The sequence below is a fragment of the Phyllobacterium brassicacearum genome (assembly GCF_003010955.1).
Classification (GTDB): domain Bacteria; phylum Pseudomonadota; class Alphaproteobacteria; order Rhizobiales; family Rhizobiaceae; genus Phyllobacterium; species Phyllobacterium brassicacearum.
On the sequence record NZ_PGGO01000087.1, the window covers coordinates 69,371 to 87,903 of the forward strand.

The window sequence follows — 18,533 nt, forward strand, 5'->3', positions numbered from 1 at the left end:
CTATCGACTCATCAGCCACTCATGTTCGACAGCATTGTGGAATTTCCAGGTGCGCTTCGGCCCAGCCATCACATTGAGGTAATAGAGATCATAGCCGTGGCAGGCAGCGCAGGGATGATAGCCCTTTGGAACCATCACCACATCGCCGTCTTCGATCGCCATCGCCTCGTCCAGTGACCGGTCATCCGTGTAGACGCGCTGGAAGCCAAAACCCTGAGGCGGGTTGAAGCGGTGATAATAGGTCTCTTCAAGATAGGATTCCGCCGGAAGGTTGTCCTGGTCATGCTTGTGCGGCGGATAGCTCGACGTATGGCCGCCGGGCGTGATCACCTCGACCACAAGCAATGAATCCGCCGGCTCGTTCTCCGGCAGGATGTTCGTCACATAGCGCGTGTTCGTGCCCTTGCCACGCGTTTCCTGGCCGAGATCGTCGGGCGAGATTACCCGGACCGGCAGGCCGCCGCCAAGTCCTGGCGCCGAGCAAACCGCAAGCTCCAGGGCTGTATCCGCCGTCACCGACCAGTTGCAGCCTTCCGGTACATAGACCGACCACGGCTTGCCCTCAAAGGGTGACATCCGTTCGCCAAGCAGGCCGAGATCGCGGCCATTGACCGTGGCAACGCCCTTGCCGGTGACGAAGACGAGGCAGACTTCCTTGTCTTCGCTGCGGCCCGAAACTGTCTGACCGGCCTCAGCCCTGTGCAGGTCGAAGCCGACATAGGTCCAGCCGGCACTTTCGGGAGTGACATGCGCCACGTGACCTGTACCCGGCTTGGCCTTCAACAAGAGTTTCGACATGGTTTCACTCCTCCTTCTTGTCTTCCGTGCCAGCTGCTGGCTCCGACGCATCGAAGATGATGAAGAATTGCCAGACGCCATATCCGGCAAAGCCCAGCGCCAGCACGCCCCAGAAGGGCGTTCCGGTCGCAAATTCGAAAATCGCCCAGGCGACGCAGAAGGCGACAACCGCAACGCGGCGCCAGAGCGGGCGAAAAAACGGATGGTTCGAGTCTTTTATCAATCGAGTCCTGCTTCCTTGATGAAGCGGCTGAGATTGGCGCGCCCGAGCTTCGAATAGACGGCCGGATCGGCCTTCTTCGGATCCTGCTCGGCTTCGACCACGACCCAGCCGCTATAGCCCTGAAGTTCCTTCAGCACGCGAACATAGTCGATCATGCCGTCACCGGGAACAGTATAGACGCCGGCAAGTACAGAATCGAGGAACGACCAGTCTTCGCGGTTCGAGCGCCACATCACATCCTCGCGAATGTCCTTGCAATGGACATGGCTGATCCGGGCCTTGTAGTGGCGCGCCAGCCGCGCCGGATCCGCGCCGCCCCACGTGGCATGGCCGGTGTCGAGCAGCAGGTGAACCGCACCGCCCGTCGTTTCCATGAACCGGTCGATCTCGGATTCGCTCTGCACGACTGTGCCCATATGATGGTGATAGACCAGTTGCAGGCCGTAGGTCTGCTTCACGGCCTCGGCGAACCGCGTATAGCGCTCGCCGAACACGGTCCACGCCGCCTTCTGCAAAACCGGACGCGCCGAGAGCGGCAGTTCCTTGTTGGAATGAATGGCATTGGACGTCTCGGCAGCGATCAGCACCGAGCAACCCATATCCCTCAGCAGCGTTGCATGCCCTTTGGCGGCTTCGAGCTCAGCATCGACATCGCGCGTGAGCAGCTCGGTTGAATACCAGCCGCTGACAAGGCTGTGGCCATAGGATTCGAGGATCGGCCGCAGCTTGTCAGCGGTGCGCGGAAACTTGTTGCCAAGCTCCATGCCGGTGAAACCGGCCGCCTGCGCCTGCTCAAGGCAGGTTTCGAGCGGAATATCGCCGCCGATTTCCAGCATGTCATCATTGGACCAGCCGATTGGGTTCGCCCCGATACGGATCATTCTCGTGTTCCTTCAATTATTGTTTGTAACGTAAACGTTGATGCCGATTTTCTCTCCCCTCAAGCGGAGATAATCGGCATCACCCTTTAATCCCCAACCCGCTGCAGCTTCTGTTGCTCTTCATAGTTTCTGCGCGCCGCGTTGACCTGCGGCCGCTGGCTGACCTCGGGCACGGCGACATCCCACCAGGTACCGCCCTCCTCCGTGGAAATCAGCGGATCGGTATCGATGACGATCACCGTCGTCCGATCATTCCGCTTGGCACGCTCGAGCGCACTCTCCATTTCGGCAATCGACGACACCTTCTCGGCGATCGCGCCAAGGCTTCGCGCATGGGCGGCGAAATCTATATCCCGCAGGACCTCATGTTTCGTATCCTTCAGCAAATTGTTGAAGTTCGCGCCGCCAGTGCCCATCTGCAGCCGGTTGATGCAGCCGTAACCGCGATTGTCCAGGAGCACGATATTGATCTTCTGGCCGAGCATCACCGACGTCGCAATCTCGGAGTTCAGCATAAGATAGGAGCCATCGCCGATCATGACGACGACCTCGTCGTTTGGCTTTGCCATCTTTGTGCCAAGCCCGCCGGCAATCTCGTAGCCCATGCAGGAGAAACCATATTCGGCATGGTAGGAGCCGGGTGCGCCTGCCTGCCAGAGCTTGTGCATTTCGCCCGGCAACCCGCCAGCCGCGTGCAGCACCGTCGCCTCGGCGCCCATTGCCCGCTGCACGGCGCCGATGACCTGCGCATCCGAAGGCAGTGCTGCATTTGTAGGCCCGGTGACCTTGGCGGCGGCCCTCTGCCATTCCGCCTTGCCGTTGGCCGCATTGTCGGTCCAGCTTCCGGGAGCCTTGTAGCCCTTCAGCCCCGCCGCGAGCTCAATCAGGCCCTCCTTCGCATCGGCGACCAGCGGCAGCGCACGATGTTTCGAAGCGTCGAAAGCCTGCACATTGAGCCCGATGAAGGTTTTGTCCGAATTCTGGAACAGCGCCCACGAACCGGTGGTGAAATCCTGCAACCGCGTTCCGATGGCAAGGATGACGTCGGCTTCCTGCGCCAGCCGGTTGGCGGCCGAGGTACCGGTAACGCCAACGGCCGCCATGTTGAGCGGATGCGTGTCCGGCAAAGACGACTTGCCGCCTTGCGTCTCGCAGACCGGGATGCCCGCGGCTTCGACAAACTCTGCAAGTTGCTTCGAGGCCTGGGAATAGATGACACCGCCACCGGCGATGACCAGCGGTTTCTTCGCCGCCTTCAGTGCCTCGACGGCAGCGGCGAGTTCATCTCGGTCCGGTCTTGGCCGGCGCTGCGTCCACACGCGCTCCTCGAAGAAGCTTTCCGGATAGTCATAGGCTTCGGCCTGCACGTCCTGGCACAGCGCCAAGGTTACGGGTCCGCATTCCGCCGGATCGGTCAGCACAGTCATTGCCCGCGCCAGCGCCTGGATGATCTGTTCAGGCCGGGTGATACGGTCGAAATAGCGCGAAACCGGGCGGAAACAGTCATTCGCCGAAACGGTACCATCACCGAAGGATTCGACCTGCTGCAGGACGGGATCGGGGACACGATTGGCGAAGACGTCGCCGGGCAAAAGCAATAGCGGCAGCCGGTTGACATGCGCCAGCGCCGCAGCGGTCACCATATTGGTCGCGCCGGGGCCGACCGAACTCGTCACCGCCATCATGCGGCGGCGGAAACTTGCCTTGGCAAAGGCAATGGCGGCGTGGGCCATTGCCTGCTCGTTATGGGCGCGATAGGTCGGCAGTTCTTCCCTGACCTGATACAGCGCTTCGCCGAGACCGGCGACATTGCCATGGCCGAAAATGGCCCAGACGCCTGCGAAGACCGGTACTTTCTTCCCGTCGATCACTGTCATCTGCCGGCTCAGAAACCGCGTCAGGGCCTGTGCCATGGTCAGGCGTATTGTCTTGGTCATGTCAGTCTCCTCCAGGCTATATGCTATGCCGCTTGTCTGTTGCGACTGGCAAGCCAGGCCTTGGTCAATTTTTCGAAACGATCAGCCATGTCGTCGATCGCCGCCTCATCGGAAATACGCCCCGACAGCCAGCCTTCCGCTGCATCCATGAACAACGTACGGCCCACGGCAAAGCCCTTCACCACCGGCGCGTTGGCAGTCGCGGCAAATGCGGCCTCCAGTTCGTCCTGCGGCGCTTCGAGCCCGAGGAGTACCACACCACGGCACCTTGGATCGTGCTTCTCGATCACCGCTTCGATCTTCTTCCACGCAGCAGCGGATGCCTGCGGCTCCAGTTTCCACCAATCCGGCTTGATGCCAAGCGCGTAGAGTTCCTCGAGCGCCTGCGGGATCGTATTGTCGTCGAGCTTGCCGTGCTTGCCGGCGATGATTTCGATCAGCAATTCGCGCCCGACCTTGCGCGCAGCCTCAAACAGAGTGCGCAGCTTTGCCTGCTGCTCTGCCTTGAGCTCTGCCGGATCGTCGGGGCGATAGAAGCACAGGCATTTGATGCAATGATCCACCGGCCATTCCGCCAGTTGTGAGCCGATATCCTGCGAGAATTCGAAGCGCAGCGGGCGCGAGCCCGGCAGTTCCACCGGGCGCCCGAGCCAGTCGAAATTGTGCCTGGCGAATTCGAACATCGCCTCGCGGCCAAATTTCTCGTCCAGCAGCATGCCGTAGCCGCTCCGGCCATCGGCAACCTTCGCCGCCGCCTTCACCGCCAGCTCCTTGAACGCGTGAACCTTATCCAGATCAACGCCGAGCTTCTGAGCGAGGTCTTCGAGCTGCGCACGATGGTCGATCGCAAAGGCCATCATCGAGGGAATTTCGTGCCGGCGTGTCGTTGCCCAATGCACATGGTTGATCGCCTCGTCCTTGCGCAAGGCGTGATATTTGCTGCCATGCTTGAGGAAATATTGCAGTTCCTCAAAGGTCGGAATTTCGGGCGCGCAAAGCAGTCGCGATACGGCAAAGGCACCGCAGGCATTGGCCCAGGTCGCGGCCGTCGCCAATGACTCACCGCCAAGCCAGCCGCGCAGGAAGCCCGACATGAAGGCATCGCCTGCGCCAAGAACGTTGAAGACCTCGATCGGGAAACCCTTGCCAACGATGCCATCTTCCAGATTGTCGGAAATCGCACCCTCATAGACGATGCAGCCCATCGGACCGCGCTTCAGGACAATCGTGCCGCTCGAAAGGGCCCGGATAGTCTTCAAGGCACTGAGCAGATCGGCTTCGCCGGAGGCGATCAGCACTTCTTCCTCGGTGCCGACGATCAGGTCGCAATCGGCAAGAACGGTTTTCAGATGGTTGGAGACAGCGTCGGAGGCGATGTAGCGGCTGTCGCCGGCGGCGTGCCCGGCAAGGCCCCACAGATTGGGACGATAATCGATGTCGAACACCACCTTGCCGCCCGCCTCTTTCATCAGGCGGATGGCCTTGCGCTGCGCAGCGTCGGTGTTCGGCTTGGAAAAGTGCGTACCGGTCACGACAACGGCCCGCGCCGACTGGATGAATGCCGGGTCCACGTCGCCCTCATCCAGTGCCATGTCGGCGCAGTTCTCGCGATAGAAGATCAGTGGAAAGCTCTTGTCGTTCTCAACCGAGAGAATGACCAGCGCCGAGAGCCGTTCCGGATCCGTGATCACACCTGTCGTGGCAACCCCTTCGCGCGCCATCTGTTCGCGGATGAACCGGCCCATCTGCTCGTCGCCAACACGTGACAAAAGTGCCGAGCGCAGGCCAAGCCGCGCCGTGCCGACGGCGATATTGGCCGGGCAGCCGCCGACGGATTTGGCAAAGGAAGTGATATCCTCCAGGCGCGAGCCGATTTGCTGGCCATAAAGATCAACGGACGAGCGGCCTATGGTGATGACGTCAAGCGGCTTGCTCGCATCAGATCTGTCCATGATAGTCCTCCCGATAGGCTGATCTGCCGGCGCGAAGTGGCCGGGAATTTCCCTATATGAAATAATAATTCTATCAAATCGTCAATATGGAATGTCTGTTCTTTTTACCTTTTGGATGAGACTTTCAAATTGAACAATAAATGTACGTGCATTATACTTACATAACGTACATACAGGAGTCTCCCATGCCACGCACCAGCCAGCATCCTAAGGCAGACACATTCAACTTCCGGATCGACCCGGACCTGAAGGCGGCTTTTACCCATGCAACAGAGGCTGAAGACAAGCCCGCCGCTCAAGTTCTGCGGGACTTCATGCGGAGCTATGTGGAACGCCAACAGCGCAAGGCATTTGAACTTGAAGCGCGTCGGCAATCTCTTGCGATTGCAAGAAGGTCTCGCAATCCATCGACGGATGAGCACGCATCACTGCAGGAGCTGGAAGCTCTGTTCGACGAGACCGCTATCGATGATGATAGCGCCAAATGAAGCGTGGAGATTTGGTAACGATCGTTGTCAATGGTGACTACGGTAAACCGCGTCCAGCATTTATCGTACAATCGGATGCATTTGAGCTGCTTCCGTCAGTAACGGTGCTCCAATTAACGAGTGACGTCCACGATGAACACCTGGCACGCATTACAGTTATCCCGACCGTCGAAAATGGCCTGCGGGAGCGTTCGCAGGTAATGATCGACCGCGCAATGACGGTGCCGCGAACGAAAGTCGGACGGGTGTTCGGACATTTGGACAGCGAGACGATAGCCAATATCAGCAAGGCGACAGTGCGATTTTTGGGATTGGAGACGGACGCCTAGAAACTCCGCCGCTTCTCCGCGACACTCACCGTCAGCGCCATGGCGAGCGCCATCGTTCCGGACAGGGATCGGAAACCGGAAAAATCGCCTTCCGCCGCCTCGAACCACACCTTGGCCGACTGCGCGAGCGGTGAGAATGCGCTGTCGGTGATGGCCACGACGGGCACATTCCTCGCCGCCAATGCTGCCGCATGCTCGATTGTCGCCGAAGCATAGGGCGAGAAACTGATGGCGATGGCTGCATCGCTCGGTTTGGCGAAGGAAAGAATTTCCGGATCGATACCCGCCGTCGATTCAATCAGCTGGTTGCGGATTTTCAGCTTGCCGAAGGCATAGGCCATATATGCCGTAATCGGATAGGAGCGGCGCCGCGCCAGGAGATAGATCGTCTCGGCGCCCGCCAGGATATTGACCGCACTCTCGAGCACTTCTTCTTCGACATTATGCGAAATCGTCTCGATGGAGTGGCTTGCAGCGGTGAGGAACCCGTTGAGGATGACGCGATTCGTGGAAAGGCCGTGTGTGTCGCCGCGCAGTGCCGAGAGCCGTTCCTCATAGGAAACCTGCCGTTCGCGCAGGCGCTCGCGGAATACCGACTGCAGGCTGGTGAAGCCATCGAAACCCAGATGCTGGGCAAAGCGGATCAGCGTCGAGGGCTGCACGCCCGCAGTCTGGGCAATGCTCGCCGCCGTGCCGAACGCGATTTCGTCAGGGTTGCTCAAGGCATAGGCGGCTATTTGAGCCAGGCGCTTCGGCAAAACCTCGCGGCGATCGAGGATCATGGTGCGCAGCGCATCAAAATCCCGCGGCAATGAAACGTCATTATCCATGTTGCCCACCGAACGTTCCCTCTTCGCACCCGCCATCATCGCAAAATATTTGTATCAAGACGGATCAGTTATTCCATTTTGTCCTGTTATAGATTATTTCAATCGGAAACTGCAAGCGTTGGGAGAGAGCTATGTTAGGCGTAGGATTGATCGGAACAGGTTTCATGGGCAAATGCCACGCGCTGGCATGGAACTCTGTTCGCGCCGTCTTCGGCGATGTACCACCCGTGCGCCTGGTCCACCTCGGCGAGGCCAATGCCGAGCTTGCCGTGCGCCGCGCCAACGAGTTCGGTTTCCGCGAAGGCTCCGGCGACTGGCGCGCCGTGATCGATGATCCCGAAGTGAATGTCGTCTCCATCACGACGCCAAACCAGTTTCATCCGGAAATGGCGATTGCAGCGCTGAAAGCCGGCAAGCATGTCTGGTGCGAGAAGCCCATGGCGCCCGCTTATCGCGACGCGGAAGCCATGCTCGCCGCAGCGAACGCGTCCGGCAAGGTTGCAGCCCTCGGCTACAACTACATTCAGGGCCCTGCCATTCGCCACATCCGCAAGCTCCTCGCCGAGAAAATTATCGGCGATGTCAATCATCTGCGCATCGAGATGGACGAGGACTTCATGGCCGACCCCGATGCCCTGTTCTACTGGAAGCACGAGGCCACATCCGGCTATGGTGCGCTCGACGATTTCGCCGTGCACCCGCTCTCGCTGTTACACATATTGTTCGGCCGCGTCTCCCGTGTCATGTGCGAGATGTCCAAGCCCTATCCTGCCCGCAAGACGCAAGATGGCGGCAGCCGGGCCGTCGAGACCTATGACAGCGCCAGCGTGCTCATGCACATGGAAAACGGCGTTGCTGGCACGCTGCAGGTCAACCGTTCCGCCTGGGGTCGCAAGGGCCGCATCGCACTGCAGATCTTCGGCTCGAAGGGCTCGATCCTGTTCGACCAGGAGCGCGCCAACGAGTTCCAGCTCTATGTCACCGCCGACCGTGCCACCGAACAGGGGTACCGTACCATCCTGACCGCGCCGCACCACGAGCCCTACAGTCAGTTCATTCCCGCGCCCGGCCACGGCCTCGGCTTCAACGATTTAAAGATCATCGAATGCCATGAGCTGATCAAGCGCATCAACGGTCAGCCGGCCCACCTGATCGAATTCGCTGACGGCCTCGAAATAGAACGCACCGTCCATGCCATGGCAAGTTCGTTCCATGAGCAGCGCTGGGTGGATGTAAGGTAGCGTCTCTGGACGCCTGGACGCCGGCAGAGAGCGTTTCAGGTTTTGACTGCAATGCGCCTCTCTCTCCGTCATCCTCGGGCTTGACCCGAGGATGACGGAGGTGGGGGATGGGATGACGCAGAAGTGGCGGAAGAAGGTATGTTCAATCAAATCCGCCGACTGGCACCATAGACACCAATCCCCTCACTTGGATTTTCTAAGGGGTTAGCTGTGCTAGAGCGTAAACTCATAAACGCCCTAGAACTCGCCAAGATCGTTCGCTCATGCGTAGTTTAGGCTGCACTCTGGGCCCGATGATAAGCAACTAGAGCATTGGCGTGGCCATGACCCATCTTGTGCTCTGATTTTAGCGTGGAAACCATCTCCATGTGCTTCTTTTCCTTTATTTCATCCAGCACCTTTAGCCAGTGACTTATTGGCTTGCCGTATGTCTTCTCAATAGAAGGAAAGTACGAAGCAGGACCCTTCAGGTTCTTCTCTGCCGACATCTGAACTAACTCCTATCTTTGTTATCACGTTCACCCTTCTGAGACATTAGAATTGTCGACGCAAGGGACCAAAACCGGCAACCCCTTTATGAGTTCACGGCCTAAACACAAGCCCGCAAGGGGAGATAACGGAGAACTCAGAGCTTGATCGTTCTGCCCTCCTTCACTGACCTCACTGCCGCATCGGCAAGCGCCAGAGCAATCAGTCCATCCTCGCCGCTCGGTGCCGCCTTGGTGCCCGTCGCAATCGCATTGATGAAAGCAGCGATCTCGTTGGCATAGGCTTCCGTATAACGGGTCATGAAGAAATCGTGCAGCGGTGGTCGGGTGTAACCGTTGCCATTAGCGACCTCGATGGAAACTGCCCGCTGGTTTTCCGCCTGCACCATGCCCTTCGATCCATGCACCTCAATGCGCTGGTCGTAGCCGTAGGTCGCACGGCGGGAATTGGAGATGACGCATTGCTTGCCCGAAGCGGTTGAGAGAATGACGCTGACGCTGTCAAAATCGCCAAGCTCGCCGATCTTCTTGTCGACCAGCACAGAGGCGTGGGCGGTTACAGCGACAGGATCCTCGCCGAGCAGGAACCGCGCCATGTCGAAATCGTGGATGGTCATGTCACGGAAAATACCACCCGAACGGCTGATATATTCGGCCGGTGGCGCGCCGGGATCCCGCGAGGTGATCGTCACCATTTCCACGTCACCGATGGCGCCATCGTCGATCGCCTTACGTACCGCAGCGAAATGCGGGTCGAAGCGGCGGTTGAAGCCGACCATCAGCGTCGTGCCGGTTTCCCGCACAACGGCAAGGCATTCTTCGACACGCTTCACATCGAGATCGATTGGCTTCTCGCAGAAAATCGCCTTGCCGGCGCGGGCGAAGCGTTCGATCAGGTCCGCATGCGTGTCGGTCGGCGTGCAGATGATGACTGCATCGATATCGGACGCCTTCTCGATTTCCTCAATGGTGCGGATTTCACAGCCATGCGCGGCGGAGAGGTCTTTGGCCGCCTGTTCAAAAGCATCGGCGACGGCTACGAGCTTCGCCTCCGGGTTGGACGTCACTGCTTTAGCGTGAACCTTGCCGATACGACCTGCGCCGAGCAGACCAAAACGTACAGTCATTTCATTCCCTCTTGAAAGAAGCCCGGAAATATCCCGGGTGTTACGGATTTATATCGAAGCGCCAAGAGGCTTTGTGAAAATTCATCCTGATGCGGCAGATGGTGCGGTTTTCGAGAACCGGAGCGCAGCAGACTTTTAGGTCCGTGAGCACCGGAAGCGGAGCAAACCGCATCAGGTGCTCATCAGGGTGGATTTTGAAAGCCTTTTATACCTTGCGCTTCTTCTGGCGATACACGTCTACGATTACCGCTGCCACGATGATCACGCCCTTGATGATCTCCTGGTAATAGGCATCGACCCGCAGGAACGTGAAGCCGGAGATCATGACGCCGAGGATGATGGCGCCGATAACGGTACCGGTAATGCGTCCGATACCACCCGTCAGCGACGTACCACCTATAACCGCAGCGGCGATCGCATCAAGTTCATAGGTAACGCCCATGCCTGCCTGCGCCGTCTGCGCCCGCGCTGCCGTGACGATCCCGGCAAGGCCAGCCAACAAACCGGCGATGGCATAGACCTTGATCAGGTGGCGCTCGATATCAATACCAGAAACGCGTGCTGCCTGCAGATTGGCGCCAATGGCATAGGTGAACTTGCCGTAGCGTGTATAACGCAAAGCCACATGGAAGATCAGTGCCACCAGCAGGAAGACCACCACTGGCCAGATGCTCGCGCCTATGAAGGTGAACTGGTCGGTCAGACCTGAAACCGGCGAGCCTTTCGTATACCACTTTGCAACGCCACGGGCCGACACCATCATGCCCAGCGTGGCGATGAATGGCGGTATCTTCGTATAGGCGATCAGCCAGCCATTGACGATGCCGGCGAGAAGGCCGATGCCAAGCCCGACGCCGATAGGGATGAAAAACGGCAGGTCCGTCAAAGCGGGATAGACCGGCCGCGCCCAAGTGGAGGACTGGGCGAAACTTGCGGCAATCATCGCGGTCATTCCAACGACGGAGCCGGAGGAAAGGTCGATACCGCCGGTGATGATCACCTGCGTCACGCCCACCGCGATGATGCCGATGACCGAGACCTGCAGGATGATGATGCGCAGCCGCTGAAAATTCATGAGGAAGCTTTGTCCCGCAAAGATCCAGCCAAGAATCTCGAAGATCAGTGCTATGCCGATCAGCACGAGCAGGATGTTGACCTCAGGCGGCAGCCGGCGACGGCTTCTGGGTGTGAGTGTCGGCGTTGTGGCCTTCGCGGTTACTGGTTCGCTTGTCATTGTTGTTTCCTCCCCGGGGCACTCACTTGGAAGCGAGCTCCATAACTTTTACCTGGGTTGCTTCTGCGCGATCGAGAAAACCGGTAACCCGGCCTTCATGCATCACCATGATCCGGTCGCTCATGCCGAGCACTTCCGGCATTTCCGACGAGATCATGATCACCGCTACACCCGTTTTGGCGAGTTGCGATATCAGACGGTGGATTTCCGCCTTGGCGCCGACATCTATGCCGCGCGTCGGCTCGTCGAGAATAAGAATCTTCGGGTTCGTCAGCAGCCACCGGCCGATCAGCACTTTCTGCTGGTTGCCGCCGGAAAGGTTTTCCACCGTCTCCTCGAGGCTCGGTGTTTTGACACGAAGTGTATCGCTCATGGCCTTGCAAGCCTTGGCGATCTGCTTCTCTTCCACAAAGCCGTATTTGACGAAACGATCCTGCAGCACGGCAATCTGCATGTTTTCCAGCACGTCGAGAATAAGCAGGCAGCCGGTCTCCTTGCGGTCCTCGGTGATGAAGGCCATGCCGTGACTGATCGCCTGGGTAGGCGAATTCATCTTGATGGGTTGACCCTTGATGGTGATGGTGCCCGACGTTGCGGGCGTCACGCCAAAGATCGTCTCGGCCACATTCGACCTGCCAGATCCGACCAGACCGGCAACACCGAGAATCTCCCCGGCCCTCACGTCAAACGATACATCGTGGAAGACGTTCTTTAGCGAAAGATCCTTGACGGAGAGCACGACGTCGCCGATCGGCACTATCTCCTTCGGGAACATCTGGGTGATCTCGCGTCCCACCATCATCTTGATGATGTCGTCGCGCGTCACGTCCGTCGAAGCATGGGTGCCGATATAGCGGCCGTCACGGAACACCGAGAACTCGTCGGCAATCTCGAACAGCTCGTTCATCTTGTGGGTAATATAGACGATGCCGATACCCTGTTCGCGTAGGTCGCGGATGATCTGGAACAGATGCTCCACTTCGCGCTCGGTCAGTGCAGAAGTCGGCTCATCCATGATCAGCACATCGGATTCGTAGGAAACGGCCTTGGCGATTTCCACCATCTGCCGGTTGGCGACACTCAGGTCGCGTACCTGGCTTTCCGGATCCAGCGTAATGTTCAGCCGCTTGAACAGATCGGCGGTCATGTCATACATCTTGCCGTGATCGACAAATCCGAAGCCGTTCTTCGGCTCGCGCCGGATCCAGATGTTTTCCGCCACCGTCATGAATGGCATCAGGTTGAGTTCCTGATGGATCATGGCGATGCCATTCTCCAGAGCATCCAGAGGGGATTTGAGACGGATCGGCAGGCCCTTCAGGTAAACCTCGCCCTGGTCTGGAATATATATTCCAGCGAGAATTTTCATCAGAGTGGATTTGCCGGCGCCGTTCTCGCCCATCAGCGCGTGCACCGTGCCGCGCTTCAGCCGGAACTGCACATTGTCAAGCGCAAGCACACCGGGAAACTCCTTGCGGATGTTTTCCGCGTTCAGGAGAAATTCCGCCTGCGGCACAGCACCACTGGCGCGCACTGCGGCCATGGTCGAGGGACTGACTGACATGATCATCTCCTCCCAGAGAGGCTCTTCGAGCAATTCCAGGAAAAGTGCGAAGCGGTTTTCCGTCCGGAATTGCGTGAAAACAAAGTGTATACCGGAACGCATCGGATTGATGCGTTCCGGATCGGCGAAGACTGCTTAATTCGACTTCTGGTACTTCGACAGATTTTCCGGTGTTACGAGCTCGAAGGGAACATAGACCTTCGACTCAACCTTCTCGCCCTTGGAAAGCTTCAGAGCGGCATCAACCGCACCCTGACCCTGGCCGGCAGCGTTCTGGAACACCGTCACGTCAAGATCGCCGGCAGACATGGCGGCGAGCGCGTCCTGCGTGGCATCAACACCGCCAACGACGACTGAGTCCATCGAGCGGCCAGCCGCCTTGAGCGCCTGGATAGCACCGATAGCCATCTCGTCGTTGTTGGAGACGACCGCGTCGAATTCAAGACCGGCCGAGAGCCAGTTCGTCATCAGGTCGGCGCCCTGCGTGCGCGACCAGTTGGCGGTCTGTTCCTCAACGATTTCAAGGCCTTTGCACTCATCCGTAGCGATCACGTCATGGATGTCCTTGGTGCGCTGGCGCGCCGCCTGGTTGGACAGTTCTCCCATCATGACAACGATCTTGCCCTTGCCCTTCAGCAGGCGGCAGACTTCCTTGGTCTCGAGCGTGCCGGACTCGACTTCGTTCGAAGCGACGAAGGCCTGCTTCTCGGGAAGTTCGTTGACGTTCACCGGCTCGCGGTTGACGTAGACCAGCGGAATGCCGGCTTCAGCGGCAATCTTCGACATGGCTGCGGTAGCATCCGTGTCGACCGGATTGACGATGATCGCATCAACCTTGGAGGCGATGAAATTCTGGATCTGGCTCTGCTGCTTGGCGACGTCGTTCTGGGCGTCCTCGACCTGCAGTGTCACGCCATCCAGCGTCTTGGCGTAGTCTTGCATGCCGTTGCGCAGCACGGTCAGGAAGTTGTCGTCGAACAGGGCCATCGAGACGCCGATATTGGCGGCAAAGGCCGAACTGCTCATAAGGGCCGATACAGCCACAGTCATCAAAAGCTTCTTCATTTCATCTCCTCCACAAATGGTGCCCGGCCACACCGGTTTTAATCCGGAATCTCCCCACGCCTTTCCTATGCGCAGCCAACCTACCCCTGGCGGCGAATGTCCGGTCGTGTGGAGTGCGCGAAGTTTCGCGCAAACTTGATTCTGAACGTCAAATACGGAACATACAGACCGTTGTGCTCAGTTTCTGAAATATTTATTCCATTTTCTGATCGCAGCGTCAAGCGGGATTCGAGAGATACGGGTCAATTAATCAACAAGGCCGCTGCCAGTGGCGCCCTTACATTCACGTCGTTGGGAACCTAATCATTTGGGTTTACGCCTATTGCATTCCGGGCGGGCACGCGCTTGTCTTACGGTTTCAACGTTGAGGACGACAACGGTGCAATCGAGAGAAATGCGAAAGCACACGATGGACAAGCCCATCCGCGTCTATTTTGGCATTGACCCCTCTACCCTGACTGTCGAGCATTGGCTCGCCCGGAACCGGCATCTGATTGGAATGCACGCAGGCAATCCCGTCTGCCACTATGTTATGCCGACAAGCGACGCTGAATCGGAACTGAGAACCGCCTACCGCCTGACCAATATTGTGGCTCTCCGGCCGATGGCCAGCCTATGGGAAACCGAACAAGTCAAGAACCTCGAAGGCAAGGCGGAAGCTCTTCGGACTGGACAGGCAGCGGACGACGCGTAAGGCTGTAAAGTGTAAAAGCCTGGGCTGTTGGGATCGGTCCCATGAAGCGTCTATTGATTTTCGGCGCATTGCTGTGCGCCGCTTTGGTGGCGGGGACGGTATTTCTCGTCACCGGGCAAACCGCTGTGTCCCCGGCAGCAATCGAAACGTCAGTCATCCGCACACCGGTATTGATCGATCGCGCTTGGCGGCTGCCGGCCGCCGCAACCTACCAGTCGCGTATCAGCTGGCAATCCAACGGCTCGCGGTGTGGCCCTGCAAGTCTCGCCAACGCGTTTCGTTCCCTGGGTGAAGAAGAGACGACGGAAGCAGCGGTCCTTGACGGCACACACAAGTGCTGGACCGGCTATTGCATCATGGGGCTCACACTCGATGAACTTGCCGAAGTTGGACGCCAGCATACCGGCCGGAAGGTTTCCGTGCTCCGCGACCTGACGCCTGACGAATTCCGCCAGCATATGATGCACGCCAACGATACGAACCGCCGGTACATAGTGAACTTCACCAGAGAGAAGGTTTTCGGCGACGGCGCCGGCCACCATTCCCCGATCGGCGGATATCTGGAGGCTGAAGACATGGTCTTCGTGCTCGATGTGAATGAAAACTTCAGGCCCTGGCTCATCGAGCGCGAACGCCTGTTCTCGGCCGTGGACACGTTCGATGGCGACAGGAAGCGCGGCTTGCTTCTGATCGAATAGAACACGCGCGATCCTCACAAGCCCTTAGACTTTGGTATAATTGACGCGATTCCGGCTCAGCGATAAGTTCGTCAATTCTGGAGGAAGGTTGCGGAAGGGGGGAGCCTTGAGCGCGACAGGAAATAAACACCGCCGCCCTGAAGTGGGACTGCAACTGCACGCACGGTACAGCGGCATGACGCCGACGCGCGATTGAGCTGACCCGCATCCAGTCCTCAAATTGACTTTTTTGATACGAGGAACCCGAGATCAGATTGAGCGGCGACTATCCATTAAATCGATTGAAAATATCAAGATGGTGCCGCGCAATCATGGCAGTCACAACACGTTCTTCACGATGGATTGCACCCCTCAACAGGTGGCTTTAAGGCCTTGGCGAAGCATATTGCAGACCTGGTGGCCGGGGCAAATTCGATTCCGGACACGACAACCCTGATTACAAGCGCGTCCTCGTTAAAGCGTGCCGTTAAAGTCGAGGGCACGATCATCTTCTACGAAGCAGTAGACGCCACGTTTGATGGCAAATTTGCCGGCAACGGGATATTGGTCAAAATGGGACCAGGTGCACTTGTCATAAAGCATGGTGATTTTTTCAAGGGACCCCGGCGCCGGCTGGAAGGTGGTCTTTCCGTACTAGTCGATCGCATATAGAAAAGGGGGGCTCAAGTACACGGACGCACGATGGCTGTGGCCGTGTACTCGAGAGCTGCGTCTCAAACCAATCCGGCCTTGATCGTGTCCATGCTGGCCGAGATTGCTTTGGCGGGATTTTCCAGTTCCTGCACTTCCCTCGCGAATGGCTCGAACGAAAAGAGACCGTCATAACCCTTGTCGAGAAGGGCACGGATCTGGTCGATATTGCCCAGCCGGTCGTCCGCATCGATGAGGACCCGGTGCGGGTCGCGCATGTCGCTGACAGACACGACGGGATCAGTCACACCGGAAATATGGACGAGGCCGGTCAGCGCTGGAAAGAGGTCCGGTTCGCCCGCGAGATGATGATGGAACGTGTCGTGCACCAGCTTGAACCGCCCCTTCCCGCCGATCGCCTCGATGGCCTCAGCCGCCTCCCGCTTGGAACGCAGCGAACAGATCTCGAAGCCGAGCGGCTCGACGAAACCGATCAGGCCACGCTCTTCAAGGATCGGCTTCAACGCCTTCAATGCAGTACGCAGATTCGCCTGCCGTTCACCATCTTGCTGGCCCGATCCGTCATTGACCGGAACCAGAACCAGCGCCGTCGCGCCAACATCCCTTGCGTAATCGGCAAGTTCGATCGCTTCCTTCTCACGCTCCGGCGTCCATTCGTTAAAGCGCTGCAGCGCATTGATCGTGGCGATGCGAACGCCCGCCTCTTCGGCCAGCGCCCGGACTTTCGCCGCTGGCGTACCGTCGAGAATGGCATTGCCGTCGAGGTCGTTGCGGATCTCGACATCGCTGAGATCGAGGGACTTCGCCAGCTGGAAAAAATCGCGCGGCCCTAGATTGGGGGCGACCATATGGTTGATCGCGAAAACGGGGTGAGAAATTGTGTCGGTCATCCAAATTACCTCCGGGGATGCCTGGAAGAGTTTGCTCCCGGTGGTTGCACCGGGCGGCAAATGTCGGGCGCAACCATCTGTTGAGGCCGCCTTGCCGTCAATCACGTTCCTATCAGAAAAACTATCATTTCTGATAGATTCCGACATACCGGCCGAACACGAACAAGCGCTGCGCGATCCGGCACGCTTTTCATACAAAGATGTCCGGATTTCGTACAAGAAACCGCGAAAATGGACCAAGAACTCGCCATTTTGATACAAGAACCTCAATCAACGCGGGAGATTTTGGTGTAGGCGCGTGCAATTGCCCCGTTAGATGTTCTCCGGCAGATAGATATCGAAGGGCAAGAAGGTTTGGCCGGGCGCATTGGCGGCACCCCGCTCGATCGCGTGGCCCATCAGTTCCACCAGCTCACTGCACAGTCGCGGCAGCGGCGTGGCTATCGCCATCGTAACGATGTTGTCGGCCAGCGCCGCCCGCGATTCCGGCGTGATTTCATTGACGATCATCACCGGTGGCGGGTCCATCCGGCTTTCGCGCAAGGCAGCGATCGCCCCCTCCATGCCGCCGCCCGCCACGTAACATCCAGCGAGGTCAGGGTGGCGGCGGAGCAGTTCGAGCATGGCCTCGTGCGTAATCTGGCGCGTCTCCAGATTGACCATCGTGTCGAGAACGGTGAATTCCGGTGCCTGTTCGCGAAAGAAGGAGCGGAAGCCGATTTCGCGCAATTCATGGCCGTGAAAGCGATGACTCCCGACGAAAAGTGCAACTTTTCCAGGTTTTTTTGCCGTTTTTGTAATCATCCAGGCTGCTGTGCGCCCGACCTTGCGGTTATTCACGCCGACATAGCCCTCACGGACTCCGGCAGCGAAATCCGAAAGCAGCGAGAAAACCGGGATGTCCCTTGCCTTGAGTTCCTCGACCGCCACGGTAATCGCCGGATGGTCGGGGCAAACGAGCCCGATCGAGCGGCAGCGCCCCGCCAGCGATCCGAGCTTGGCGATTATGTCGTCCGGACCCTGCGACGCCCAGAAATCAATGACCGGCACTCCACGAAAGTGCGGCGCCTGGGTAACGGCGCTTTCGATCTCGCGCGCGAATTCCTGGTAGAAGTGCTGCCCCGGCTTCTGTAGCAGGAAGCCGAGCCTGTACTCCGGCAATTCCTGACGCATGCGCTGACGGATCAGCCCGGCCGCATGGTAGCCGATACTATTGGCAGCCTCGTAGACCCGCCGCGCCGTCTCCTCGCGCACCGGCAGCCGGTTGTTCAACACCCGGTCCACGGTCGCAACGCTGACACCGGACTCACGCGCCAGATCAGCAATTGTTGGCCTGTTTGCCACCTTCTGCGCTCCATGATAGAATCTATCATTTGAAACTACCAATCATTGATTGAAAATGATAGAATTTTGTCATCCTTGATTGAGGCGAGTTGAGCGCAA

The 18,533-nt window shown here is 58.3% G+C and carries 19 protein-coding genes; 6 read left to right on the plus strand and 13 right to left on the minus strand.

Annotated features, from left to right (window positions below; all coding sequences use genetic code 11):
- The 5 genes from iolB to CU102_RS28745 form a co-directional block, all read right to left on the minus strand.
- Window positions 1-798 carry a 5-deoxy-glucuronate isomerase gene (iolB, locus tag CU102_RS28725; RefSeq protein WP_106714407.1) on the minus strand — a complete coding sequence of 266 codons (798 nt, stop codon included), beginning with the start codon at window positions 796-798 and terminating at the stop codon, window positions 1-3.
- A 4-nt stretch (window positions 799-802) separates the two neighbouring features.
- Window positions 803-1,018 (minus strand): hypothetical protein, encoded by a 216-nt coding sequence (locus CU102_RS28730; protein ID WP_106714512.1) that lies wholly within the window; start codon window positions 1,016-1,018, stop codon window positions 803-805.
- Entirely contained in the window at window positions 1,018-1,902 is an 885-nt protein-coding gene (gene iolE, locus CU102_RS28735; RefSeq protein ID WP_106714408.1) for a myo-inosose-2 dehydratase, read from the minus strand. The genes CU102_RS28730 and iolE overlap by 1 nt, the downstream gene beginning before the upstream one ends.
- Window positions 1,903-1,988: 86 nt before the next feature.
- Entirely contained in the window at window positions 1,989-3,839 is a 1,851-nt protein-coding gene (iolD, locus tag CU102_RS28740) for a 3D-(3,5/4)-trihydroxycyclohexane-1,2-dione acylhydrolase (decyclizing) (protein ID WP_106714409.1), read from the minus strand.
- Window positions 3,840-3,862: 23 nt separating this feature from the next.
- Window positions 3,863-5,791: a bifunctional 5-dehydro-2-deoxygluconokinase/5-dehydro-2-deoxyphosphogluconate aldolase gene (locus CU102_RS28745; RefSeq protein WP_106714410.1), complete on the minus strand. Its 1,929-nt coding sequence runs from the start codon at window positions 5,789-5,791 to the stop codon at window positions 3,863-3,865.
- 185 nt (window positions 5,792-5,976) lie between these two features.
- Here CU102_RS28745 and CU102_RS28750 point away from each other — a divergent pair, with 185 nt between their 5' ends.
- Both CU102_RS28750 and CU102_RS28755 read left to right on the plus strand, forming a co-directional pair.
- Entirely contained in the window at window positions 5,977-6,279 is a 303-nt protein-coding gene (locus CU102_RS28750) for a hypothetical protein (protein WP_106714513.1), read from the plus strand.
- Window positions 6,276-6,608 (plus strand): type II toxin-antitoxin system PemK/MazF family toxin, encoded by a 333-nt coding sequence (locus CU102_RS28755; protein WP_106714411.1) that lies wholly within the window; start codon window positions 6,276-6,278, stop codon window positions 6,606-6,608. Before CU102_RS28750 ends, CU102_RS28755 begins: the two co-directional genes overlap by 4 nt.
- On the opposite strand, the gene CU102_RS28760 is transcribed toward CU102_RS28755, so the two are convergent.
- On the minus strand, window positions 6,605-7,438 hold the full coding sequence (locus CU102_RS28760) for a MurR/RpiR family transcriptional regulator (RefSeq protein ID WP_106714514.1): 834 nt from the start codon (window positions 7,436-7,438) through the stop codon (window positions 6,605-6,607). The two genes, CU102_RS28755 and CU102_RS28760, sit on opposite strands and share 4 nt — an antisense overlap.
- Before the next feature lie 131 nt (window positions 7,439-7,569).
- Here CU102_RS28760 and CU102_RS28765 point away from each other — a divergent pair, with 131 nt between their 5' ends.
- The gene (locus tag CU102_RS28765; protein WP_106714412.1) at window positions 7,570-8,679 is read left to right on the plus strand and encodes a Gfo/Idh/MocA family protein; all 1,110 of its coding nucleotides are present in this window, start codon (window positions 7,570-7,572) and stop codon (window positions 8,677-8,679) included.
- A gap of 272 nt (window positions 8,680-8,951) precedes the next feature.
- On the opposite strand, the gene CU102_RS28770 is transcribed toward CU102_RS28765, so the two are convergent.
- From CU102_RS28770 to CU102_RS28790, 5 genes are all read right to left on the minus strand, one after another.
- Window positions 8,952-9,167 (minus strand): DUF4287 domain-containing protein, encoded by a 216-nt coding sequence (locus CU102_RS28770; protein WP_106714413.1) that lies wholly within the window; start codon window positions 9,165-9,167, stop codon window positions 8,952-8,954.
- A 137-nt stretch (window positions 9,168-9,304) separates the two neighbouring features.
- Window positions 9,305-10,294 carry an inositol 2-dehydrogenase gene (iolG, locus tag CU102_RS28775; protein ID WP_106714414.1) on the minus strand — a complete coding sequence of 330 codons (990 nt, stop codon included), beginning with the start codon at window positions 10,292-10,294 and terminating at the stop codon, window positions 9,305-9,307.
- A 205-nt stretch (window positions 10,295-10,499) separates the two neighbouring features.
- Window positions 10,500-11,528: an ABC transporter permease gene (locus CU102_RS28780; RefSeq protein ID WP_106714415.1), complete on the minus strand. Its 1,029-nt coding sequence runs from the start codon at window positions 11,526-11,528 to the stop codon at window positions 10,500-10,502.
- A 22-nt stretch (window positions 11,529-11,550) separates the two neighbouring features.
- Complete coding sequence (locus tag CU102_RS28785) at window positions 11,551-13,092, minus strand: sugar ABC transporter ATP-binding protein (RefSeq protein WP_106714515.1); 1,542 nt, start codon at window positions 13,090-13,092, stop codon at window positions 11,551-11,553.
- Window positions 13,093-13,227: 135 nt separating this feature from the next.
- A complete protein-coding gene (locus CU102_RS28790; RefSeq protein ID WP_106714416.1) occupies window positions 13,228-14,157 on the minus strand; it encodes a sugar ABC transporter substrate-binding protein in 930 nt (309 codons plus the stop codon).
- Window positions 14,158-14,566: 409 nt separating this feature from the next.
- Between CU102_RS28790 and CU102_RS28795 the strand changes: the two genes are divergently transcribed.
- The 3 genes from CU102_RS28795 to CU102_RS28805 all read left to right on the plus strand — a co-directional run bounded on the left by CU102_RS28795 (window position 14,567) and on the right by CU102_RS28805 (window position 16,200).
- Entirely contained in the window at window positions 14,567-14,851 is a 285-nt protein-coding gene (locus CU102_RS28795; protein ID WP_133624536.1) for a hypothetical protein, read from the plus strand.
- A gap of 41 nt (window positions 14,852-14,892) precedes the next feature.
- On the plus strand, window positions 14,893-15,549 hold the full coding sequence (locus CU102_RS28800) for a phytochelatin synthase family protein (RefSeq protein ID WP_106714418.1): 657 nt from the start codon (window positions 14,893-14,895) through the stop codon (window positions 15,547-15,549).
- A 372-nt stretch (window positions 15,550-15,921) separates the two neighbouring features.
- On the plus strand, window positions 15,922-16,200 hold the full coding sequence (locus tag CU102_RS28805) for a hypothetical protein (RefSeq protein ID WP_106714419.1): 279 nt from the start codon (window positions 15,922-15,924) through the stop codon (window positions 16,198-16,200).
- A 62-nt stretch (window positions 16,201-16,262) separates the two neighbouring features.
- Here the strand turns inward: CU102_RS28805 and CU102_RS28810 are convergent, their stop codons facing one another.
- Together CU102_RS28810 and CU102_RS28815 are read right to left on the minus strand one after the other, a co-directional pair.
- Window positions 16,263-17,090 carry a TIM barrel protein gene (locus tag CU102_RS28810; RefSeq protein ID WP_425351620.1) on the minus strand — a complete coding sequence of 276 codons (828 nt, stop codon included), beginning with the start codon at window positions 17,088-17,090 and terminating at the stop codon, window positions 16,263-16,265.
- Window positions 17,091-17,402: 312 nt separating this feature from the next.
- Entirely contained in the window at window positions 17,403-18,434 is a 1,032-nt protein-coding gene (locus CU102_RS28815; protein ID WP_106714420.1) for a LacI family DNA-binding transcriptional regulator, read from the minus strand.
- Between the last annotated feature and the right edge of the window lie 99 nt (window positions 18,435-18,533).